Source organism: Cupriavidus sp. GW822-FHT06G04, from assembly GCF_058799075.1.
Window position 1 is genome coordinate 15,434 of the sequence record NZ_JBXALD010000018.1, and the last position, 20,642, is coordinate 36,075.

Genomic DNA, 20,642 nt, shown 5'->3' on the forward strand with positions numbered 1-20,642 from the left:
TTGCCCATTGCCGAATCATCGTCCGATCAATCGGACGCTTGGCGATGCGCAGCAAAAAAGGCGCGGACATGCCGCGCCTTTCTTTCGTCCGCCGCCGCGGCGCTTAGCGCATTGCGGCCGCCATGGTCTGCCCCAGCTCCGCGGGCGACGCGGCAACGTGGATACCCGCGGCGCGCATGGCCTCGATCTTCGCTTCCGCGGTGCCCGCGCCGCCCGAAATAATGGCGCCCGCATGGCCCATGCGTCGTCCCGGCGGCGCAGTGGTGCCGGCAATGAACCCGACCACCGGTTTGTGCGTGCGGGCGTCGCGCAGAAACTGCGCGGCGTCTTCCTCGGCCGAGCCGCCGATCTCGCCAATCATGATGATGCCTTCGGTTTGATCGTCGGCCAGGAACATTTCCAGGCAATCGATGAAATCGGTGCCATTGACGGGATCGCCGCCAATGCCGATGCAGGTTGATTGTCCAAGGCCCGCCGCCGTGGTTTGCGCCACCGCCTCGTAGGTCAGCGTTCCCGAGCGCGAAACCACGCCGATCTTGCCCGGCGTATGGATATGGCCCGGCATGATGCCGATCTTGCACTGTCCCGGCGTGATCACACCGGGACAATTAGGCCCCACCAGCCGGCTCGACGAGCCCGACAGCGCGCGTTTGACGCGCACCATGTCGAGCACGGGGATGCCCTCGGTAATGCAGACGATCAGCCCAATGCCGGCATCGACGGCTTCCAGGATCGCATCGGCGGCGAAGGGCGGCGGTACGTAGATGACCGACGCATCCGCGCCGGTCGCCCGGGCAGCCGCGGCAACGGTGTCGAATACCGGCAGGCCCAGATGCGATTCGCCGCCTTTGCCGGGGGTGACGCCGCCCACCATTTTCGTGCCGTAAGCGAGTGCCTGTTCGGAATGGAAGGTGCCCTGCGCGCCGGTGAATCCCTGGCAGATCACGCGTGTGTCGCGGTGGATCAGAACGGCCATGTCACTTGCCTCCTTTCGATTGCACGGCGCGCACGGCGGCCACGACTTTTTCGGCCGCATCGGCCAGATGGTTGGCCGACAAGATCGGCAAGCCGGAATCGCGCAGGATCTTCTTGCCGAGGTCGACATTGGTGCCTTCCAGCCGCACGACCAGCGGGACCGTGAGATCCACCTCGCGCGCCGCGGCGACCACGCCTTCGGCGATCACGTCGCAGCGCATGATGCCGCCGAAAATGTTCACCAGGATGCCTTCGACCTTGGGGTCGGCAAGGATCAGGCGGAACGCGGCGGTCACGCGTTCCTTGGTGGCGCCGCCGCCCACATCGAGAAAGTTGGCCGGTTCGCCGCCGTAGAGCTTGATGATGTCCATGGTTGCCATGGCAAGGCCCGCACCGTTCACCATGCAGCCGATATTGCCGTCCAGGCGCACGTAGTTCAGCGCATGCCGGGCGGCTTCGGATTCCGCCGGGTCTTCCTCGCTTTCGTCGCGCATCGCGTCGATGTCGGGATGGCGGAACAGTGCGTTGTCGTCGAAATTGAACTTGGCGTCGAGCGCGATGACGTCTCCGCTGCCCGTCACCACGAGCGGATTGATCTCGACGATCGATGCATCGAGTTCGGTGAACGCGCGATACGCGGACAGAATGAAGCGCGTCGCCGCGCCAACCTGCTTGCCGGACAGACCCAGACCGAAGGCCAGGCGCCGCGCGTGGAACGGCTGGATGCCGCTGGCAGGGTCGATCGCCACCTTGAGGATTTTCTCGGGCGTTTGCGCGGCCACTTCCTCGATTTCCATGCCGCCTTCGGTGGAAGCCATGATCGTGATGCGCGATGTGGCACGATCGATCAGCATCCCTAAATACAGCTCGCGGGCGATGTCGCAACCTTCCTCGATATAGAGTCGGCGCACTTCGCGGCCGGCGGGCCCGGTCTGCTTGGTCACCAGCGTCTTGCCGAGCATCTGCGCCGCATTGGCACGGACATCGTCGATCGACTTGACCACGCGCACGCCGCCTTTGCCGGAAGCATCGCCGACAAACCGTCCGGCGCCGCGCCCGCCGGCGTGGATCTGCGATTTCACCACCCACACCGGCCCACCGAGCTTGCGCGCCGCATGCGCGGCTTCGTCAGGAGTAAACGCCACGCAGCCATGCGGGACGGCCACCTCGTAGCGCCTGAGCAATTCCTTTGCCTGATATTCGTGAATGTTCACGTGTCTCCTCGCTTGTTGGCGTCACGTGCCGCAGGTCGGGGCCCGCCTGTTCGATTCTCCATGACGTGAAATATGGTATGTAATATATCAACAAGAAAATCAAGCGAAATCGCGATAGGGGAGATGAGGAAAAGCGGCACCGAGCGACCTAAAACGGTTTCGCATCAATGCCCTCACATTGATCGCACTCCCTTATATCGTGCGGGTTAACGCGATATCCCCAGAACCGATTGCCGCGCTGCGTCATGGAAAGTCGGAACCGCGCTGCATTTTCTCCTTGTTGTTTGGTGGTATATCACATACCGTATGTCATCAAGATCGACCGCTTTCCAATGCGTAACGATCGGCGATTCCCAAGTCCAATGAGGAGACCAAGACATGTCCGCTGTCGTATCCACCCGGCCCGACTCGACCACGGCCGAAGACACGCTGAAGCAAAAGTCCCGCGAAGCGGGTGTCGTATCAGGCGGCCACTTGGTGGCGCGAGCGCTGAAGAACGAGGGCGTCGATACGATCTTTACGCTGTGCGGCGGCCACATCATCGATATCTATGACGGCTGCGTGGATGAGGGCATTCGCATCATCGACGTGCGACACGAGCAGGTGGCCGCGCATGCCGCAGACGGCTACGCGCGCCAGACCGGCAAGCTTGGCTGTGTTGTGACGACCGCCGGCCCGGGCTGCACCAATGCGGTCACCGGCGTGGCGACGGCATTCCGTTCGGAAAGCCCGATCATCCATATCGGCGGCCAGGGCGCGCTGAGCCAGCACAAGATGGGCTCGCTGCAGGATCTGCCGCATGTGGACATGATGGCGCCGATCACCAAGTTTTCCGCCAGCATTCCCAGCACTGAGCGTGTGGCCGACATGATCTCGATGGCTGCGCGCGAATGCTTCAACGGCGCGCCTGGCCCGGCCTACCTGGAAATTCCGCGTGACGTGCTTGATCGCGAGGTCGATCTGTCGCGCGCGGTCATCCCGCGCCCGGGTCACTATCGCGCGTCGACCAGGTCGGTGGGCGATCCGCACGATATCGAGAAGCTGGCCGACATCCTGGTCAACGCAGAGCGTCCTGCCATCCTTTACGGGCAGCAGGTGTGGACCGCACGCGGCCATGAAGAAGCCATCGCGCTGCTGCGCGGCCTAGATATTCCGGGCTACTTCAACGGCGCGGCGCGCGGCCTCTTGCCGCCGGGCGATCCGCATCATTTCGACCGCACGCGCTCGCAGGCATTCGCCAATGCCGATGTGCTGATCATCGTCGGTACGCCGTTCGATTTCCGCATGGGCTACGGCAAGCGCATCAGCAAGGAGATCACGCTGGTGCAGATCGACATGGATTACCGCACCGTTGGCAAGAATCGCGAGATCGATCTCGGCCTGGTGGGCGATCCCGGCGCAATCCTGGGCGCGGTGCTGCAGGCGGCGAGCGGGCGCATCAAGAACGACAAGCGCCAGGCGCGCAAGAAGTGGATGGGTCAGTTGATGGAAGCCGAAGCGGTGGCAACGGAAAAGCTGATGCCGCTGTTCAAGTCTGAGAACACCCCAATCCACCCGTATCGCGTGGCCTATGAACTCAACGAGTTCCTGGCCGACAACACGATCTATATCGGCGACGGCGGCGACGTGGTGACCATCTCCGCCCAGGCCGTGCGCCCGCGCAATCCCGGCCAGTGGATGGATCCGGGCGCGCTGGGCTCGTTGGGCGTCGGCACCGGGTTTGCCATCGCGGCGGGCCTGGCCAATCCGGGCAAGGAAGTGCTGTGCTACTACGGCGACGGCTCGTTCGGCATGACCGCGTTCGATATGGAAACCGCCAATCGCTTTGGCGTGCCGTATCTGGCCGTGATCGGCAATAACTCCGCGATGAACCAGATCCGCTACGGCCAGTTGGCCAAGTATGGCGACGAGCGCGGCAATGTCGGGAATCTGCTGTCGGACGTGCCGTTCTCGAAGTTCGCCGAGATGCTGGGCGGATACGGCGAGGAAGTGCGCGATCCGGGCCAGATCGCCAGCGCACTGCAGCGTGGGCGCGAGTCGATCGCCAAGACCGGCAAATCGGCCGTGATCAATATCTGGGTCGATCCGCGCGAATACGCGCCGGGCACCAAGAACCAGACCATGTACAAATAAGGCCGTCTGCACAGACATTGCCTTCACGAGAATACTCAAGGAGACAACGCCATGAACAACAAGGCTCTGGAAGGGGTCCGCATTCTGGACATGACCCATGTGCAGGCCGGCCCGTCGGCGACACAGCTGATGGCCTGGCTGGGCGCCGATGTGATCAAGGTGGAACTGCCCGGGCGCGGCGATATCACGCGCAGCCAGCTGCGCGATGTGCCAAACGCGGACAGCCTCTACTTCACGATGCTGAACTCGAACAAGCGCAGCCTGACGCTCAATATGAAGACGCCCGAAGGCAAGGCGCTGCTCGAAGACCTGGTGCAGCGCTGCGACGTGCTGGTCGAGAATTTCGGACCGGGTGTGCTCGATCGCGCGGGCTTCGACTGGGATCGCCTGCAGTCGCTGAATCCGCGCTTGATCTACGCATCGATCAAGGGCTTCGGCCCGGGTCCGTACGCCGATTGCAAGGCCTATGAAAACGTCGCGCAGTGCATGGGCGGTTCGGCCAGCACCACCGGCAGCGAGGACGGCGTGCCGACCGTAACCGGCGCGCAGATCGGCGATTCCGGCACCGGCGTGCATTGCGTGGTCGGCATTCTGGCTGCGCTGCTGCATCGCGAACACACGGGACGTGGACAGCGCGTGGAAGTGGCGATGCAGGATTCGGTGCTGAACCTGTGCCGCGTGAAGCTGCGCGACCAGCAGCGTCTGGCCGCGGGGCCGCTGAAGGAATACCCGAACGCCGAATTCCACGACTATGTGCCGCGCGCCGGCAACGCGTCGGGCGGCGGCCAGCCGGGGGCGGCATTGCGCTGCGCTCCGGGCGGCGCCAACGACTACGTCTACGTGATCATCCAGCCGCAAGGCTGGGAGCCGCTGATGCGACTCTGCGGACGCGAGGATCTGATCACCCATCCGCAGTTCGCCACGCCCGAGGCACGTCTGAAGTGCCTGAGCGAATGCTTTGGCATCGTCGAGAAGTGGACCAAGACCAAGACCAAGTTCGAGGTGATGGATGCGTTGAACGAGGTCGATGTGCCGTGCGGTCCGATTCTCTCGATGAAAGACCTGATCGAGGATGGCTCGCTGTACGAGCGCGGCTATCTGGTCGAACTGGACCATCCGGAACGCGGCAAGTATGTGCAGCTGGGTTGCCCGATTTCTCTGTCGGCGTCGCCGGTGCAGGTCGAACGCTCGCCGCTGTTGGGCGAGCACACCGATGAAGTGCTCGAATGGCTGGGCCGCACGCCGGCGCAGATTGCCGCATTGAAGGCCGCCGGGGCGGTGTAGCGCCGGCCTTTTTCCAGAAGTTTCTCCCGTGAAGTCTGCATGCCGCCCGCGTTTCCACGCGGGGCGGCTGCCCCGTTGCATGCCTAACGATACGCAAGCCGGAATCTCGCCGGAACAGATGGAGACCTGACATGGCACATAACAAGGATGCGGTACGCAAGATTCTTGCGACCGTCAAGGAGGAAGGGCGCAATGCGTTGACCGCGCCCGAAGGCAAGCTGGTCTGCGACGCCTATGGCATCACGGTGCCGGGAGAAGGCGTGGCCAAATCGCCCACCGGCGCCGTGGAACTGGCGACGAAGATGGGCTTTCCGGTGGTGCTCAAGATCGTGTCGCCGGACATCCTGCACAAGACCGAAGCCGGCGGCGTGCTGGTCGGATTGAAATCGGCCGCCGAGGTGGAGCAGGGCTATCGGACGATCGTCGATAACGCCAAGCGCTACAACGCCAATGCGGAAATCATCGGCGTACAGGTGCAGCAGATGATCACCGGCGGCCAGGAGGTGATCATCGGCGCCGTGACCGATCCGTCGTTCGGCAAGCTGGTGGCGTTTGGGCTGGGCGGCGTGCTGGTGGAAGTGCTCAAGGACATCACCTTCCGCATGGCGCCGGCCACCTACGACGATGCGCTGTCCATGCTAGATGGCATTGCGGCCGCAGAAGTGCTCAAGGGCGTGCGCGGCGCCGACCCCGCCAATCGCGAGGCGCTGGCCGGCATGATCCAACGTGTATCGGAACTGGTCAGCGACTTTCCCGAGATCTCGGAGCTGGACCTGAATCCGGTGTTCGCCAGCAAGGATGGCGCCGTCGCGGCAGACGTGCGCATCGTGGTCGATTATTCACCGCATCCCGAAAAATATCGGCCCAGCCAGGATGAAATCGTCCGCCAGATGAACCGCATCATGAAGCCCGATACGGTGGCGGTGATCGGCGCGTCGGCCGAAGACGGCAAGATCGGCAACTCGGTGATGAAGAACCTGATCAACGGCGGCTACCAGGGCAAGATCTACCCGATCCATCCCAAGGCCGAAGAGATCATGGGCATGACGGCTTACAAGAGCGTACTGGACGTGCCCGGCGATGTCGATGTGGCGGTGTTTGCCATCCCGGCCAAATTTGTCGCGCAGGCGTTGGAGGAGGTCGGCAAGAAGGGCATCCCGGGCGCCGTACTGATTCCGTCGGGCTTTGCGGAAACCGGCAACGTCGAAGGCCAGGACGAAATCGTCGCCATTGCGCGCAAGCACAATATCCGCCTGATGGGCCCCAACATCTACGGCTTCTATTACACGCCGAAGAACCTGTGCGCCACGTTCTGCACACCTTACGACGTGAAGGGCAAGGCCGCGCTGTCGTCCCAGTCGGGCGGCATCGGCATGGCCATCATCGGCTTTTCGCGCTCGGCGAAGATGGGCGTGTCCGCAATCGTGGGGCTGGGCAACAAGTCCGATATCGACGAGGACGATCTGCTCACGTTCTTCGAGCAGGACGACAACACCGAGATCATTGCGCAGCATTGCGAGGATCTGAAAGACGGCCGCTCGTTCGCCGAGGTGGCGCGGCGCGTATCGAAGAAGAAGCCGGTGGTGGTGCTCAAGGCGGGACGCACCAGCCTGGGCGCGCGCGCTGCCAGTTCGCACACTGGCGCGCTGGCAGGCAACGACAAGATCTACGAGGACGTATTCAAGCAGGCAGGAGTGATCCGCGCCAGGTCGCTGCGAGATCTGCTGGAATTCGCGCGGGGCATTCCGAAGCTGCCGACGCCGAAGGGCGAAAACGTCGTGATCATCACCGGTGCGGGCGGCTCTGGCGTGCTGCTGTCCGACGCCTGTGTCGACAACGGCTTGTCGCTGATGACCATGCCTGACGATCTGGACGCCGCCTTCCGCAAGTTCATTCCACCGTTCGGGGCCGCGGGCAATCCGGTGGACATCACCGGCGGCGAGCCGCCCTCGACCTACAAGAACACGATCAAGCTCGGCCTCGAGGATCCGCGCATCCACGCGATTATCCTTGGCTACTGGCACACCATCATCACGCCGCCGATGGTGTTTGCGAAGCTGGTGATCGAAGTGAAGGAGGAAATGGCCGCACGGGGCATCGAGAAGCCAATCGTCGCGTCGCTTGCCGGCGACGTACAGGTCGAAGAGGCTGCCGAGTATCTGTACGAGCATGGCGTGCCTGCCTATGCCTACTCGACGGAAATCCCGGTGGCCGTGCTGGGTGCGAAGTACAAGTGGGCGAGGGGGGCGGGCAAGATCTGATGCGCGCAGCCGCGCTGGCATGATGGATCGGTAGTCGGCCCTCAACGGAACAGCTATCCGTTGAGGGCTTTTCTTTTCGCACAAGCGTACAAGGAGAGCCCATGCAGCAAGTCTGGATTCGCTTCCGCAGTCCTCGCGGCGGTGTCAGTTTCGGTCGCGTGGAAGGCGATCGCGTGATCGTTTTCGACGGGCCACCCTATGCGGACCCGATGCCTACGGGCGCGGTGCTACCGCGTGCCGAGCTGCAGTTGCTTGCGCCCTGCGAGCCCGGAAAGATCGTTGCGCTGTGGAACAACTTTCATGCGCTGGCGCGAAAGCTGGAAAAGCCGGCGCCGCTGCATCCGCTGTTTCTGATGAAGCCCGCCACCTCGCTGGCGGGGCCGGGCGACGCCATCGTGCGGCCTCCCAGCTATCGCGGCAAGATCGTCTACGAAGGCGAGCTCGGCATCGTCATCGGCAGGAAATGCCGCAACGTCAGCGTGTCCGAGGCGGCGTCATGCATCTTCGGCTATACGGTGGTGAACGATGTCACCGCTGCGGAGCTCATCGCGGAGGACCCCAACTTTCCGCAATGGACGCGTGCGAAGGGCTATGACACGTTCGGCTGCCTCGGTCCGGCCATCGTCACGCATTTCGACTGGCGCAGCGCCAGCGTGGTGACGCGGCTCGATGGTGCGGAGCGGCAGAATTATCCGCTGTCGGACATGATCTTTTCGCCCGAAGAACAGGTCAGCCGGATATCGCAGGATCTCACGCTGATGCCAGGCGATGTGATCGCGGTCGGGACGTCGTTGGGCGTGGGATCGATGAAGGACGGCGCCGTGGTCGAGGTGTCGATCGACGGCATCGGCGCGCTGGTGAACCACGTCAAGGGATGAACGACGCGAGGAAAAGCAGCAAGGGCCCGTGCGGGCCCTTTGTGATCGTGGCGCTTTCAGTGCCGCCGGGTCGCCGGCCGGCACATCGCGTAGTTTGCTGTCAGTTCATGCCCATGCCGTCCTTGGCTTTCATGTACTCGTTCTTCTTGTCGAAGATGAGCTGGCTGAGGAACGGCGCATCATAGGCATGGAGCAGATGCGCGTGATATTCCTCGATATAGCGCGTGACGCGGGTCTTTTCGCATTCGATGCCGCACAGCCAATCGAACATCGGCATGTCCCAGCGAAAGCGCAGCCCAAGCTCGGCGAACGCGGCGTTGTAGGCTGCCAGATGGACTTCACGATCATGGCGTTGCGTGTCGGTGCTGGCCGGGGAGGTTGCGGTGAAGGCAGGCGCGTCGGACTGGACGTGGTTCATGATCGTCTCCTGAAGTTGCACTCATGGTGAGCCGTGGTATGTGTGCAGCTTAGGCGGCGAGAACGATTTACGATAATTAAAGTTTCAGCTAAAAATCATAAGTCATTGCTTATGGATGGAATGACTTGCCAGGCGCGGCCGGATTAGGCCTTCTACGCCGGTAATCTGCTGAATCAGCGTGTGACCTTCTTCCATCAGGAAATGCTTGAACGCGAGCGCCACTGGCGGGAGCCGCTTGTTCTTGCGATGGACCACGTACCAATTCAGCATCACCGGAAAACCTTCGATATCGAGCACAGCCAGCTTGCCCGTCTGCAACTCCAGCCCCACGGTATGTGCGGACAGAAAGGCGATGCCCATGTTGGCAATGACCGCTTGCTTGATGGTCTCAGTGCTCTTGATTTCCATCGCGATGCGCAAGTTCGACAGCCGGCCTGCGAAACCTTCCTGCATCGAGTTCCAGGTGTCCGATCCCTTCTCGCGCGAAACGAACGCTTCTTCTGCAAGGCCGGCCAATGGAATGTTGCGCTGCCCGACCAGCGGGTGATTGGGTGCTGCCACGATGACATAAGGGTGCGGCGCAAACGACTCCGCGATGGTGTCAATGCCCTCGGGCGGGCGCACCATGACCGCCAGATCAGTCAGATTTCCCGCCAGCTGATGTAATAATTCTTCGCGATTGTGCACTGCAAGATTTAAAGTCACCGCATCATGGCGATTCATGAATTCCGCAAGCAGGCGCGGAAAGAAATAGTCGCCCGCGCTGATCACCGCGACATTCAAACGGCCTCCGGAAATACCCTTAAGCTGGGCCATCGCATCTTCGGCTTCACGAAATTGCTGAATGATGCTGCGGCTGTAGTGGAGCATCTCCGTGCCGGCGGGCGTGAGGTAGATGCGTTTGCCAAGCTGCTCGAACAGGGGCAGACCCACGTGATGCTCCAACTGCCGAACCTGTGTGGAAACAGCGGGTTGGGTGAGATGCAGCTCCTCGGCAGCGCGTGAAAAGCTCAAGTGACGGGCCACCGTTTCGAACACTTTCAGCTGGCGCAGCGTGGCATTTTTCATTGCACGAGTTCCTGCAATCTATAAAGGATCGTCAATGATCATAATAAAAAACTTTATGCCGTGCTGATCTAAGTTTGAAGTAGCATCAATTCACGAATACAACGTGCCGCAATGTCAGGCGCGCTCATTCAGTAGTGAAAGTCGGGCGTCCCCCAAGGCCAGCCCACACCTCGCGCCGCAGAGCGCGAATGACACTAATGCAAGGAGACACGACATGGCGCACACCGATGCGACAGGCCCCGTTGCGGGCGATTCCAATGGTGGCCTGCTCCGCAACCGCTGGTTCCAGCTCTTTATCGGCGTCCTGTGCATGGGCCTGGTGGCGAACCTCCAGTACGGCTGGACGCTGTTCGTCACGCCGATGAATGCCAAGCATCACTGGGGCGACTCTGCGATTCAGGTCGCCTTTTCCATTTTTATCGTCACCGAGACCTGGCTGGTGCCACTGGAAGGCTGGCTGGTGGACCAGTTTGGGCCGCGTCCCGTTGTCGCGGTCGGCGCGATCTGCGCGGGCCTGGCGTGGGTGATGAACTCGTACGCGACTTCGTTGCCGATGCTCTATGCCGCCGCGGTCATCGCCGGTATCGGCGCCGGCGGCGTGTATGGCACCTGCGTGGGCAATGCGTTGAAGTGGTTTCCGGACAAGCGCGGTCTTGCGGCGGGACTGACAGCGGCCGGCTTCGGCGCGGGCTCGGCGCTGACCGTGATCCCCATCGCCAACATGATCCAGAAATCGGGATACGAACATGCGTTCCTTACCTTCGGCATCCTGCAAGGCGTACTGATCTTTGCCATGGCGATGCTGCTGGTGAGGCCGCAGCCCCCGAAGGGCGCCCGCGCGAACAAGGCCAATCTGACCAACCCGGTCGAGTTCACGCCGGGCCAGATGGTGCGCACGCCGGTGTTCTGGGTGATCTACGTGTCGTTCGTCGCGGTGGCCGCCGGCGGCATCATGGCGACCGCGCAACTGGGTCCCATCGCCAAGGATTTTGGGTTTGCCACGATGCCGGTGACCATGCTCGGATTTACGCTGCCACTGCTGACGATGACCCTGTCGATCGACAATCTGTGCAACGGCCTGACACGTCCGTTGTGCGGATTCATCTCGGATCGCATCGGCCGGGAAAACACGATGTTCGTGATTTTTATTGGCGAAGGGCTGTCCTTGATCGGCCTTATGGAATTGGGTCAGGACCCCTACTGGTTCATGTTTTTCGCCGCGCTGACGTTCCTGTTCTGGGGCGAGATCTTTTCGATTTTCCCGGCGCTGTGCGCCGATACATTCGGCAGCAAGTTCGCTGCGGCCAATGCCGGTACGCTCTACACCGCCAAGGGAACGGCCGCGCTACTGGTGCCGCTGGCGTCGGTGCTGTCGCATCAGGGCGGCTGGAACCTCGTTTTCAGCGTGGCGGCGTTCATGACCGTGGCGGCGGGATTGTCGGCCAAATTCCTGTTGCAGCCGATGCGCCGGCGCTTTATCACCGGGCACGCCAGCGCGCAGCCTGTCAGCGATACGGCCGCGTACCTGGCTGGTTTTTCGGCCGGCAAAGGCGAATAAAAACATCGGCAGACCCTGCCAGCAAGGAGCGGCACCATGAATGTTTCGCTTCCGCAATTAAAGGCGTTTGCGGCCGTGGCGCGACAGAAAAGCTTTACGCGCGCCGCTGCCGAACTGGGCCTCACGCAATCGGCCATCAGCCGCAGCGTGCGCGAGCTTGAAGAAGAAATCGATCAGCGGCTGTTCGACCGCACAACACGGCAGGTGGAACTGACCGATGCCGGCGAAACGCTCTCGCAGCGCATCTGCCATCTGATCGAGGAAGTCGAACAGACCCTGCGCGAAAGCCATGGCACCGGCAAGCCGTGCCAAGGGACGGTGCAGATCGCGACCGATCCTGTGCTGTCATCGATGAGCGTGCCGATGTGGGTGGCGGGGTGCCGTAAGGCATGGCCTGGAATCGGCATCACACTGCGGGACCGTTCGCATGAATGCGTGTTGCAGAGTGTCCGTAGCGGCGAAGTCGACTTCGGCATTGCCAGCAATCCCGCACCTTGTGATGACTTGTATTGCGAACCGCTTTGCGCCGATCCGCTGCAGGCGGTGCTGCCAGCGGATCACCCGCTGGCCGCACGTGAATCGCTCGGCTGGGGCGAACTGGCCGATGCCGCGGTGCTGACGCTCGATCACAGTTCGGGTGTGCAGCCAGCCGTGGAGGGCGCGCTTTCCACTTACCACGTGAGACCAGGATCGCTGCAGTTGCTGGGGCATTTCGCAGCGATCTTCGGCATGGTCGCCATGGGCCTTGGCATCGGCATCGTACCGTCGCGGTCGCTGGCGAGCGGCATCGCACCCGCCGCGGTGCTTCGCCCACTGCGGCCGCAGGTAGCGTCCAACGTGGTGCTGGTGCGCCGCAAGGCGCGCTCATTGAAGCCGAACGCCGCTGCTGTGTGGGACAACCTGCGGGCACAGGAGTACGACCATGCGCTGCTGAAGAAAGTGGGGTAGGGTGATGAACGCCTTTCACGTGCCGCAGCGCCACAACGCCGGAAGTGGGCAGCACACCACCTAGCGCGGGGTCGACCAGCGATTTTTTAGGATCTTGCTCCGTCCTTTGCGGCGGCTGACGCACCCTCAGGGGTGCGTTGTCGTTTTAGAGTAAACACTCTCGTGATATACCACATACAGAATATTTACAGACCTCGCAGTGCAGCATATAATGAATTCACCTTGATCTTCATCACTTAGGAGTTTTCATGAACGCCACGCTGCTTTCCCTCGCCGCCCTTGGTCTGATCTCGTTGGGCGTGACCGTTACCTATGTCCTGGCCACGTTCGTCCCGATGGGCTTGCTGACCACGGCACAGGACCATGGTCGCTTTGCAGGATTGGGTTCCACCGAGGACGCCTCCGGCATCGGCAGCATTGGCGGGTCGGTATCGGACGCCGTTCTGCAGCCCCGTTTCCTGCACGCCTGATCGCCGGATTCCCGGCACATCGTGCCGTTCTGAGTCGTTTTGTTCAGGGCCTTGTAGCGGCCGGCAATCCTGAACGATTTGCAGCATCCCCCTTCCCACGGCCGTTTTCCCTTTCCTCCGCCACATCCCGGACCCGCGCACACCGCCGCGGCATAAGGTCTGGCGTTACCCCCACATTCCGGCCATTCCCTTCGCATATGAATGCGAAGCGATTCAACGGCATTAGCGGTGAATTCGACTGAGATGATGTCTCGGGATTTTCCCTAGGCAAGGCGGGTTGATACGCGCAAGCCAGCATCGTCTCGCGTCGAGGTCGCCCGCGACATTGATGTTGGGCTGGCATCTAACTCATTGATACGCAATGTCGGGTATCTGGCGGCAGCCGGGCATTTCATGCGGCGAGCGCACCAGTCGCGAAAACGGCGTAAATCCCTGCATTTCAAATGTCTGCACGACATATCAGGTAGCCATCCGAATCGGCTTGACATGGTTGATATACCACATACTGTATAGCACTAGAACGACTCAGTCGTTCGAAGTCAGCGAACGCAGCAGTGGCAAAAACACAGAGGCATCGCATGCAGATGCCCATTCCACAACGGCAGTCACAACTGCCAGAAGGAGACACCATGGAAAGTCAGCAAAGCGCCGGCGGCGCCGGTACGCCAACGTCCTGGTATTCATCGCCATGGACGCAGCTTGTATTTGGTGTGATTTGCATGGCAATGATCGCCAATATGCAGTACGGCTGGACTCTGTTCGTCAATCCGATCGACGATAAATATCACTGGGGCCGCACCGCCATCCAGGTGGCGTTCACGATTTTTGTGGTCACGGAAACGTGGCTGGTGCCGATCGAAGGGTATCTGGTCGATAAATATGGGCCGCGTCCGGTGGTGGTGGGTGGCGGACTGCTATGCGCGATTGCCTGGGTGCTCAATTCGATGGCCTCGTCATTGCCGATGCTTTATTTCGCCGCGGCGGTGGGTGGCGTGGGCGCCGGCGCTGTCTATGGCACCTGTGTGGGCAATGCGCTGAAATGGTTTCCCCATCGCCGCGGGTTGGCTGCCGGGCTGACTGCCGCGGGGTTTGGCGCTGGCTCGGCACTGACCGTGGTGCCCATCGCCAATATGATCAAAAGCAGCGGTTACGAAGCTACGTTCCTGTATTTCGGGCTGGGGCAAGGCATTATCGTCGTGCTGCTGGGCCTGATGCTATTACCGCCGTCGGTGAAGATCCTGTCCGATGTGAAAGCCACGCTCAAGGCTGCCGCGACCTATAACGCCTCACCGCGCCAGGTATTGTCTTCACCGATTTTTTGGGTGATGTACGCGATGTTCGTGATGATGGCGGCCGGCGGCCTGATGGCAACCGCCCAGCTTGGCCCGATCGCGAAGGATTTCGGGTTGCACGATTCGCCCGTTTCGATTCTTGGGCTGACCCTGCCGGCGCTGACATTCGCACTAACGATCGACCGCGTCCTCAATGGCTTGACGCGCCCGTTCTTCGGTTGGGTTTCGGACAATATCGGCCGCGAAAACACCATGTTTCTGGCATTCGCGGTGGAGGCGGTCGGCATTCTGCTGCTGGCAAAATATGGGCAGAATCCCACGCTGTTCGTGATCCTGACCGGTATCGTGTTCTTTGCCTGGGGCGAGATCTACAGCCTGTTTCCCGCGACCTGCGGCGACACTTTCGGTCCGAAATTTGCCGCCACCAACGCGGGTATGCTTTATACGGCCAAAGGTACTGCCGCGCTGCTGGTGCCTTTTTCGAGCGTGATCACAGCGGCCACCGGCGATTGGCATGCGGTCTTCATGCTGGCCTCGGGCATGGCGGCAATCTCCGCGCTGATGGCGATTTTCCTGCTCAAGCCGATGCGCGAGGCTCATGCAAAAAAGTTCGTCCAGGACAATTCGACGGCGTCGATGGGTTATCGCCCGGTGCCTGATGACCTGACCTGACTCGAAATCCGGAAATATGATGGCCCGCCGTGTGCGGGCTTTTATGCGTCTCGATTGTCAGAAAATTCAGGAAAGTGATTGCGATATTTTCCTGCTTATCATTTGAGTATAGGGCGACTACGATGCAGGCATCGCATTGATCAACTGGCGCGTTGCCAAAGGATGCCCGACATGAAAGCCATCGGCCTGACCCAATACCTTCCGATTTCCAATCCACAGTCGCTCGTCGATATCGAGATCGACAAGCCCGAAGCAACCGGTCACGATTTGCTGGTCAAGGTGGAAGCCATTGCCGTGAACCCGGTGGACACCAAGGTGCGCGCACCGAAGGACAAGATCGAAAATCCGCCGCGCGTGCTGGGCTGGGATGCGGCAGGCACGGTGGTCGCGGTCGGTTCGGAAGTGACGCTGTTCAAGGTGGGCGATCCGGTGTTTTATGCGGGCAGCATTACCCGCGCCGGCGCCAACAGCGAATTCCATTTGGTTGATGAGCGCATCGCTGGCCACAAGCCGGCGACGCTCGATTTCGCCCAGGCTGCGGCGCTGCCGTTGACCGCCATTACCGCGTGGGAAGCATTGTTCGATCGTCTGGGCATCTCGCCGAAGGGTGAGGATGCCGGTAAATCGGTGCTGATTATTGGCGGCGCCGGCGGCGTCGGCTCCATCGGTATTCAACTTGCCAAGGTGCTGGCGGGATTGACGGTTATCGCGACGGCGTCGCGTCCCGAATCCGAAGCGTGGTGCCGCCGCCTGGGCGCCGACCACACCATCGATCATCGTCAGGACATGCCGTCGCAACTTCGCGCACTGGGCTTCGCGCACGTCGACTATATCCTTTGCTTCAACGATACGGATCGCCATTTCAAGGCAATGTCCGAGGCTATCGCACCGCAGGGCAAGATCTGCTCGATCGTCGAAAATGCGGGACCGTTGGCCATCGGCGACCTGAAAAGCAAGAGCGCTACCTTTGTTTGGGAATTCATGTTCACGCGCGCCATGTTCCAGACGCCCGACATGATTGCTCAGCATCGCCTGCTTAACGAGGTGGCGCGGCTGATCGATGCCGGCAAGCTGCAAACGACCGTTGGCGATAACCTCGGGAAAATCAACGCCGAAAACTTGCGCCGTGCTCACGCTTTGCTGGAGGGCGGTCAGACCATCGGCAAACTGGTTTTGCAGGGATTTTGAATCAGCCTGATTCGCAATTAACTGCCGAGCAGCGCGGACAACCAAGAAAAAGGGCCGAGACAGCTGAGGCTGTCCGGCCCTTCAAATAAGACCGCTCGCAGAGGCGGGGGTGAGAGCACGCGGGACGGGACCTGCATCGCGAATGCCTCCGTCCTGCGTTTTCCCCGTCAACTGTCTATTGGCTCCGGATGCGGGGTCGCCGCGCGAGGCAGGGCGGGCCGTTCGCCGAGATTCCGCACAAACGCGGCGATACGGCCGATCACGGCTTCGTCGCGCAGAATACGTCGGTGCCCCAGGCCATTCGTCGTCATCAACTTTGCGTCGGGCCAGGCGCCGGCAATGGCGGCGCCGTCTTCCCAGCGCACTTCCTTGTCGGTGCGATCGTGAATGATCAGCGCCGGAGGAACCGGACGCGTACGGCCCACGTCGGGCACATTGAACGAGGACCAGCTTGCGCCGAGCCATTGCTCGCTGCGCCGTTGCATGCGCGAAAGAATGTGCGGCGCAATGCCGAGCTGCCACGCCAGCGCGGAGCATGCGTCGTGCATGTCCGCGGGCGATCCGATCATGACCACACCGCGCACGGGCAGGCCTTCGCGGATGGCCAGCGCCGCAGCCGCACCGCCCAGCGAATGGGCGATCACGCAATGGACCGGCCCGACATGCCATGCCACGGCGAGCAGCGAGCGTGCCATTTCCAGTGCGGAGGTTTGCTGCGGACCTTGCGCGCCAGCGTCGGAAGCGCCGTGCGACAGCGCGTCGAATGCCACCACACGCATGCCGGCCGCCAGCAGCCCCTTCACGACCGCATGCCATTGGCCAGCATTGCCGCCCCAGCCATGCGCGAGGAGGGCGATCGGCCCCTTGCTGCCCCATCGATAGACACGTACCCGACGACTTCCGCCCTGACCGGTGACCAGCGCCCATTCGGTGCGCGCGGTATCGAGCAGCCGCAGGCCTTCGGCGTTTGGCTTGCCACGGGGCGGGGTGAACCACAGGCGTTCCAGCGCGCGCGATGTGGCGACGGGGAAGAATAGGCTGCCCGCTTGCCAGCGCAGCCGGCGCCAGGCCATCGCGGCGGATTCCAGGGCAGTCTTGCGCGGCTGACTGGGGCTGCGCGGAAGTGTTTCCGTTTGGATGGGTTGAGATGCTGATGGCAATACTTGCGACACGACGAACACCTCCAACTGATATTTTTTGGCCCCAGATCGCTGATTGACTCGCAGGCCCATCATTTTTTGTAATTTAAGACCGACCAGTCGTGCTATTTTCTGTGCAAGAAAAGCCGGCAATCGTGCCTTTGGATACACTGCGCCGCGGTATGAGGAGACGACAGCCGGGGGAACCGCGCAGCCTTCAATTTCCCGCCATGGCCGCCTCGGCGCGATTCTCCTTCACGTCATTGACCAGCCGTGCAAATGCTCGTTGCGCCATTGCCTCGGCATCGCTGCGTCCCATCAATCTGAACGACGACTGGAACGACATGCCAATGCCCGACATCTCGAACGCAAACTGACGCGGGTCGGTGTCGCGCCGCAATTCGCCCTCGTCGACCGCATCGACGACGACGCGCACGATGGTACTGTGCCAATCCTTGAACGCCTGAACAAGCTTGTCCCGTATGGCGCCGGGACGATCTCGATATTCCTGCGACAGCGTCATGAACACGCAGCCGCCTTCGATCGCCGTACCGCCCAGCCACGCCATATAGCCTTTGAACAGCATTTCCATGCGCGGGATACCGCGTCGTTCCCGCATCGCCGGCTGCACCACGAGTTCCGAGAATCGCTCCATGGCGCGCGCCAGCACAGCCTCTTGCAAGGCCTCTTTAGACTTGAAGTGCGCGTACAGGCCGCTTGCGGCGCGCGTGGAATTTCCCTTTTGCATGGACGCAGAATAGCACGACCGGTCGGTTTGTCAACTTGCCTTGTGTCGCACATGGACGATACTGATGTGACGTCAACGCAAAGCGGGCAATGTCGTTATGTGGGGGCGGAGGAGGAAGTTGTGCTTTATCCGTCTTCTGGATGAGAGTCCGGGACGCGAGATGGGGCCATCATAAGAAATCTGTAAAAGTGTTCCACAACAGACCTTACGGAACGCTTTACGTGCTCTATACTCGAATGCACGTCCGCGCACTTTTTTTTCACTGGTGACTGGAGACCGACATGAACAGTACAGCCGTGCCAAGAGGCGCTAGCGAACCGTTCCGGCAACTGCGGGCGTTGCGTCGAGCGCGCAAGCTCAAGCAGGAGGACGTCGCCCGTAAGGCCGGGATTTCCCGGGAGGCTTATCTGCGCGCCGAATCAGGTCAAGCTGATCCGCGCATGTCTACCTTCCTGGCGGCTTGCGAGGCGCTGGGCCTGGAAGTCGTACTCGCCCCGCAGCATCTTGCGGCCGACGTCAACGCGTTCATTGCCAGCCGTAACGGCGGTGTGACAGCTGCCTCGATGGCTGGCCAGCCAGCCGCTTCGCAGGCGCAGCCCGCCTCGCCGTCTCCCGGTGGATTTGGATCGGGTCCCACGTCGGGCGAAGGCCACAAGCCTGTCTGATTGATTCACCGGAATCCGTGGCGGACGGCCTGGCCTGTTCCGCCACGGTTCTTGCGGGCATCGTCTGCCGATGCCCTTGGCGCTTTCACGTGCCGCCTCGACCCCTACCGCATCCCCCAGCGGTAGGTCGTCGCCATTCCGCGACGCCTCGCTGCGCCTTTCGCGCGCCATCCCTTGTCCAGCCCTGTTCCTGACCGCGCGGTCTTTGATCGAATGCGTTCGCCATTGCTCGTCTATCGTAATTGGGGTTTGACTTGCCGCAATGTCGTGGATTACGATTTGGTGAATCAATTTTATAATTCGTAATTGTGGGTGGCTACGTCGCGAAGATGCGCCACCGTCGCACGGCGTGCCGGCGCAAACCGGCAAGGTGTGAGAGGAAGACTCCATGACACAAGCACATTTGCAGACGGCTGATACGCAATTGGCCGCATACATGAGCGGGTTCGCCAATGAATTCGCGACAGAGGCGTTGCCGGGAGCGCTGCCAGTCGGACGCAATTCCCCGCAACGCGCGCCTTATGGCTTGTATGCCGAACAGATTTCCGGCACCGCGTTCACCGCGCCGCGCGCCCATAACCGTCGTTCGTGGCTTTATCGGATCCGCCCGGCGGCCATGCACAAGCCCTTCGCGCGCATGGATTCGCCGCGCTGGCTGAGTCATTTCGACGAAGTGCCGCCGTCTCCGAATCAGATGCGCTGGAGTCCGCCGCCGATGCCCTCGGTGCCGACCGATTTCATCGACGGCATCGTCACTATGGCCGGCAACGGCGGCCCGGAGGCGCAGACCGGCTGCGGCATCCACCTGTATCTCGCCAACCAGTCGATGCAGGACCGCTTCTTCTACAACGCCGACGGCGAAATGCTGATCGTGCCGCAGGAAGGCCGTTTGCTGATCGCCACCGAAATGGGACGTCTGACGGTGGAGCCGCAGGAGATCGTCGTGATCCCGCGCGGCGTCCGTTTTCGTGTCGATTTGCCCGATGGCCAGGCGCGTGGCTATATCTGCGAGAACTTTGGTGCGCTGTTCAAGTTGCCGGACCTCGGCGTGATTGGCTCGAACGGCCTTGCCAACCCGCGCGATTTCCTGACGCCCGTGGCCAGCTATGAAGACCGCGAAGGCAAATTCGAACTTGTGGCGCGATTCCAGGGCAACCTGTGGCGCGCCGAGATCGATCACTCGCCGCTCGATGTCGTGGCGTGGCATGGCAACTATGCACCGTACAAGTACGATTTGCGCCACTTCAACACGATTGGGTCGATCAGCTACGACCATCCGGACCCGTCGATTTTCCTGGTGCTGCAATCGCCATCGGACACGCCCGGGGTCGACACCATCGATTTCGTGATTTTCGGGCCGCGCTGGCTGGCGGCGCAGGATACGTTCCGGCCGCCCTGGTTTCACCGCAACATCGCCAGCGAATTCATGGGACTGATCGCGGGCGTCTACGATGCCAAGGCTGACGGCTTCGCACCGGGCGGCGCCAGCCTGCACAACTGCATGAGCGGTCACGGCCCCGACGCGCAGACGTTCGAACGCGCGAGCGTGGCCGATACCAGCGTGCCCCATCAGATCGCCGACACCATGGCGTTCATGTTCGAGACCCCGGGCGTGATTCGCCCGACCCGCTATGCGGCCGATTCGGCGCTGCTGCAGCATGATTACTACACGTGCTGGCAGGGCCTGAAAAAGCATTTCAACCCCAACGTGCGCTGATTCGGAGTATCACC

At 61.6% G+C, this 20,642-nt stretch carries 17 protein-coding genes; 11 read left to right on the forward strand and 6 right to left on the reverse strand.

The features are described 5' to 3' along the window. Nucleotides 1-103: 103 nt before the first annotated feature. Both sucD and sucC read right to left on the reverse strand, forming a co-directional pair. Nucleotides 104-976 (reverse strand): succinate--CoA ligase subunit alpha, encoded by an 873-nt coding sequence (sucD, locus tag AC1RKI_RS27900; protein ID WP_061955885.1) that lies wholly within the window; start codon nt 974-976, stop codon nt 104-106. A 1-nt stretch (nt 977) separates the two neighbouring features. Next, nucleotides 978-2,189, reverse strand: coding sequence for an ADP-forming succinate--CoA ligase subunit beta (sucC, locus tag AC1RKI_RS27905; protein ID WP_061955883.1), 1,212 nt, complete (start codon nt 2,187-2,189; stop codon nt 978-980). A 378-nt stretch (nt 2,190-2,567) separates the two neighbouring features. Here sucC and AC1RKI_RS27910 point away from each other — a divergent pair, with 378 nt between their 5' ends. The 4 genes from AC1RKI_RS27910 (at nt 2,568) to AC1RKI_RS27925 (ending at nt 8,745) form a co-directional block, all read left to right on the forward strand. Continuing rightward, a complete protein-coding gene (locus tag AC1RKI_RS27910) occupies nt 2,568-4,322 on the forward strand; it encodes a thiamine pyrophosphate-binding protein (RefSeq protein WP_150981864.1) in 1,755 nt (584 codons plus the stop codon). Nucleotides 4,323-4,373: 51 nt separating this feature from the next. Then, the gene (frc, locus tag AC1RKI_RS27915; RefSeq protein ID WP_061955879.1) at nt 4,374-5,606 is read left to right on the forward strand and encodes a formyl-CoA transferase; all 1,233 of its coding nucleotides are present in this window, start codon (nt 4,374-4,376) and stop codon (nt 5,604-5,606) included. Nucleotides 5,607-5,737: 131 nt separating this feature from the next. After that, nucleotides 5,738-7,867 (forward strand): acetate--CoA ligase family protein, encoded by a 2,130-nt coding sequence (locus AC1RKI_RS27920; protein ID WP_492798168.1) that lies wholly within the window; start codon nt 5,738-5,740, stop codon nt 7,865-7,867. A 101-nt stretch (nt 7,868-7,968) separates the two neighbouring features. After that, the gene (locus AC1RKI_RS27925; RefSeq protein ID WP_061955875.1) at nt 7,969-8,745 is read left to right on the forward strand and encodes a fumarylacetoacetate hydrolase family protein; all 777 of its coding nucleotides are present in this window, start codon (nt 7,969-7,971) and stop codon (nt 8,743-8,745) included. 100 nt (nt 8,746-8,845) lie between these two features. On the opposite strand, the gene AC1RKI_RS27930 is transcribed toward AC1RKI_RS27925, so the two are convergent. Then, entirely contained in the window at nt 8,846-9,163 is a 318-nt protein-coding gene (locus tag AC1RKI_RS27930; protein WP_061955873.1) for an HAD family hydrolase, read from the reverse strand. Between the two features lie 102 nt (nt 9,164-9,265). Then, nucleotides 9,266-10,231 carry a LysR family transcriptional regulator gene (locus tag AC1RKI_RS27935; protein ID WP_061955871.1) on the reverse strand — a complete coding sequence of 322 codons (966 nt, stop codon included), beginning with the start codon at nt 10,229-10,231 and terminating at the stop codon, nt 9,266-9,268. A gap of 214 nt (nt 10,232-10,445) precedes the next feature. On the opposite strand from AC1RKI_RS27935, the gene oxlT (AC1RKI_RS27940) reads away from it, so the two are divergent. The 5 genes from oxlT (AC1RKI_RS27940) to AC1RKI_RS27960 all read left to right on the forward strand — a co-directional run bounded on the left by oxlT (AC1RKI_RS27940) (nt 10,446) and on the right by AC1RKI_RS27960 (nt 16,359). Further along, the gene (gene oxlT, locus AC1RKI_RS27940) at nt 10,446-11,789 is read left to right on the forward strand and encodes an oxalate/formate MFS antiporter (protein WP_061955869.1); all 1,344 of its coding nucleotides are present in this window, start codon (nt 10,446-10,448) and stop codon (nt 11,787-11,789) included. Between the two features lie 36 nt (nt 11,790-11,825). Continuing rightward, nucleotides 11,826-12,737: a LysR family transcriptional regulator gene (locus AC1RKI_RS27945; RefSeq protein ID WP_061955867.1), complete on the forward strand. Its 912-nt coding sequence runs from the start codon at nt 11,826-11,828 to the stop codon at nt 12,735-12,737. Between the two features lie 248 nt (nt 12,738-12,985). After that, entirely contained in the window at nt 12,986-13,207 is a 222-nt protein-coding gene (locus tag AC1RKI_RS27950; RefSeq protein WP_061955865.1) for a hypothetical protein, read from the forward strand. 629 nt (nt 13,208-13,836) lie between these two features. After that, complete coding sequence (gene oxlT / locus AC1RKI_RS27955; protein WP_227461257.1) at nt 13,837-15,171, forward strand: oxalate/formate MFS antiporter; 1,335 nt, start codon at nt 13,837-13,839, stop codon at nt 15,169-15,171. Nucleotides 15,172-15,342: 171 nt separating this feature from the next. Further along, on the forward strand, nt 15,343-16,359 hold the full coding sequence (locus tag AC1RKI_RS27960; RefSeq protein WP_061955917.1) for a zinc-binding alcohol dehydrogenase family protein: 1,017 nt from the start codon (nt 15,343-15,345) through the stop codon (nt 16,357-16,359). A 167-nt stretch (nt 16,360-16,526) separates the two neighbouring features. Here AC1RKI_RS27960 and AC1RKI_RS27965 read toward each other — a convergent pair whose 3' ends face one another. Next, a complete protein-coding gene (locus tag AC1RKI_RS27965) occupies nt 16,527-17,432 on the reverse strand; it encodes an alpha/beta fold hydrolase (RefSeq protein WP_492798164.1) in 906 nt (301 codons plus the stop codon). Between the two features lie 283 nt (nt 17,433-17,715). Beyond that, on the reverse strand, nt 17,716-18,246 hold the full coding sequence (locus AC1RKI_RS27970; RefSeq protein WP_492798162.1) for a TetR family transcriptional regulator C-terminal domain-containing protein: 531 nt from the start codon (nt 18,244-18,246) through the stop codon (nt 17,716-17,718). A gap of 281 nt (nt 18,247-18,527) precedes the next feature. Here AC1RKI_RS27970 and AC1RKI_RS27975 point away from each other — a divergent pair, with 281 nt between their 5' ends. Next, nucleotides 18,528-18,911: a helix-turn-helix domain-containing protein gene (locus AC1RKI_RS27975; RefSeq protein ID WP_084003942.1), complete on the forward strand. Its 384-nt coding sequence runs from the start codon at nt 18,528-18,530 to the stop codon at nt 18,909-18,911. Nucleotides 18,912-19,299: 388 nt separating this feature from the next. Continuing rightward, on the forward strand, nt 19,300-20,628 hold the full coding sequence (gene hmgA / locus AC1RKI_RS27980) for a homogentisate 1,2-dioxygenase (protein WP_150981870.1): 1,329 nt from the start codon (nt 19,300-19,302) through the stop codon (nt 20,626-20,628). The last annotated feature ends 14 nt before the right edge of the window (nt 20,629-20,642 follow it).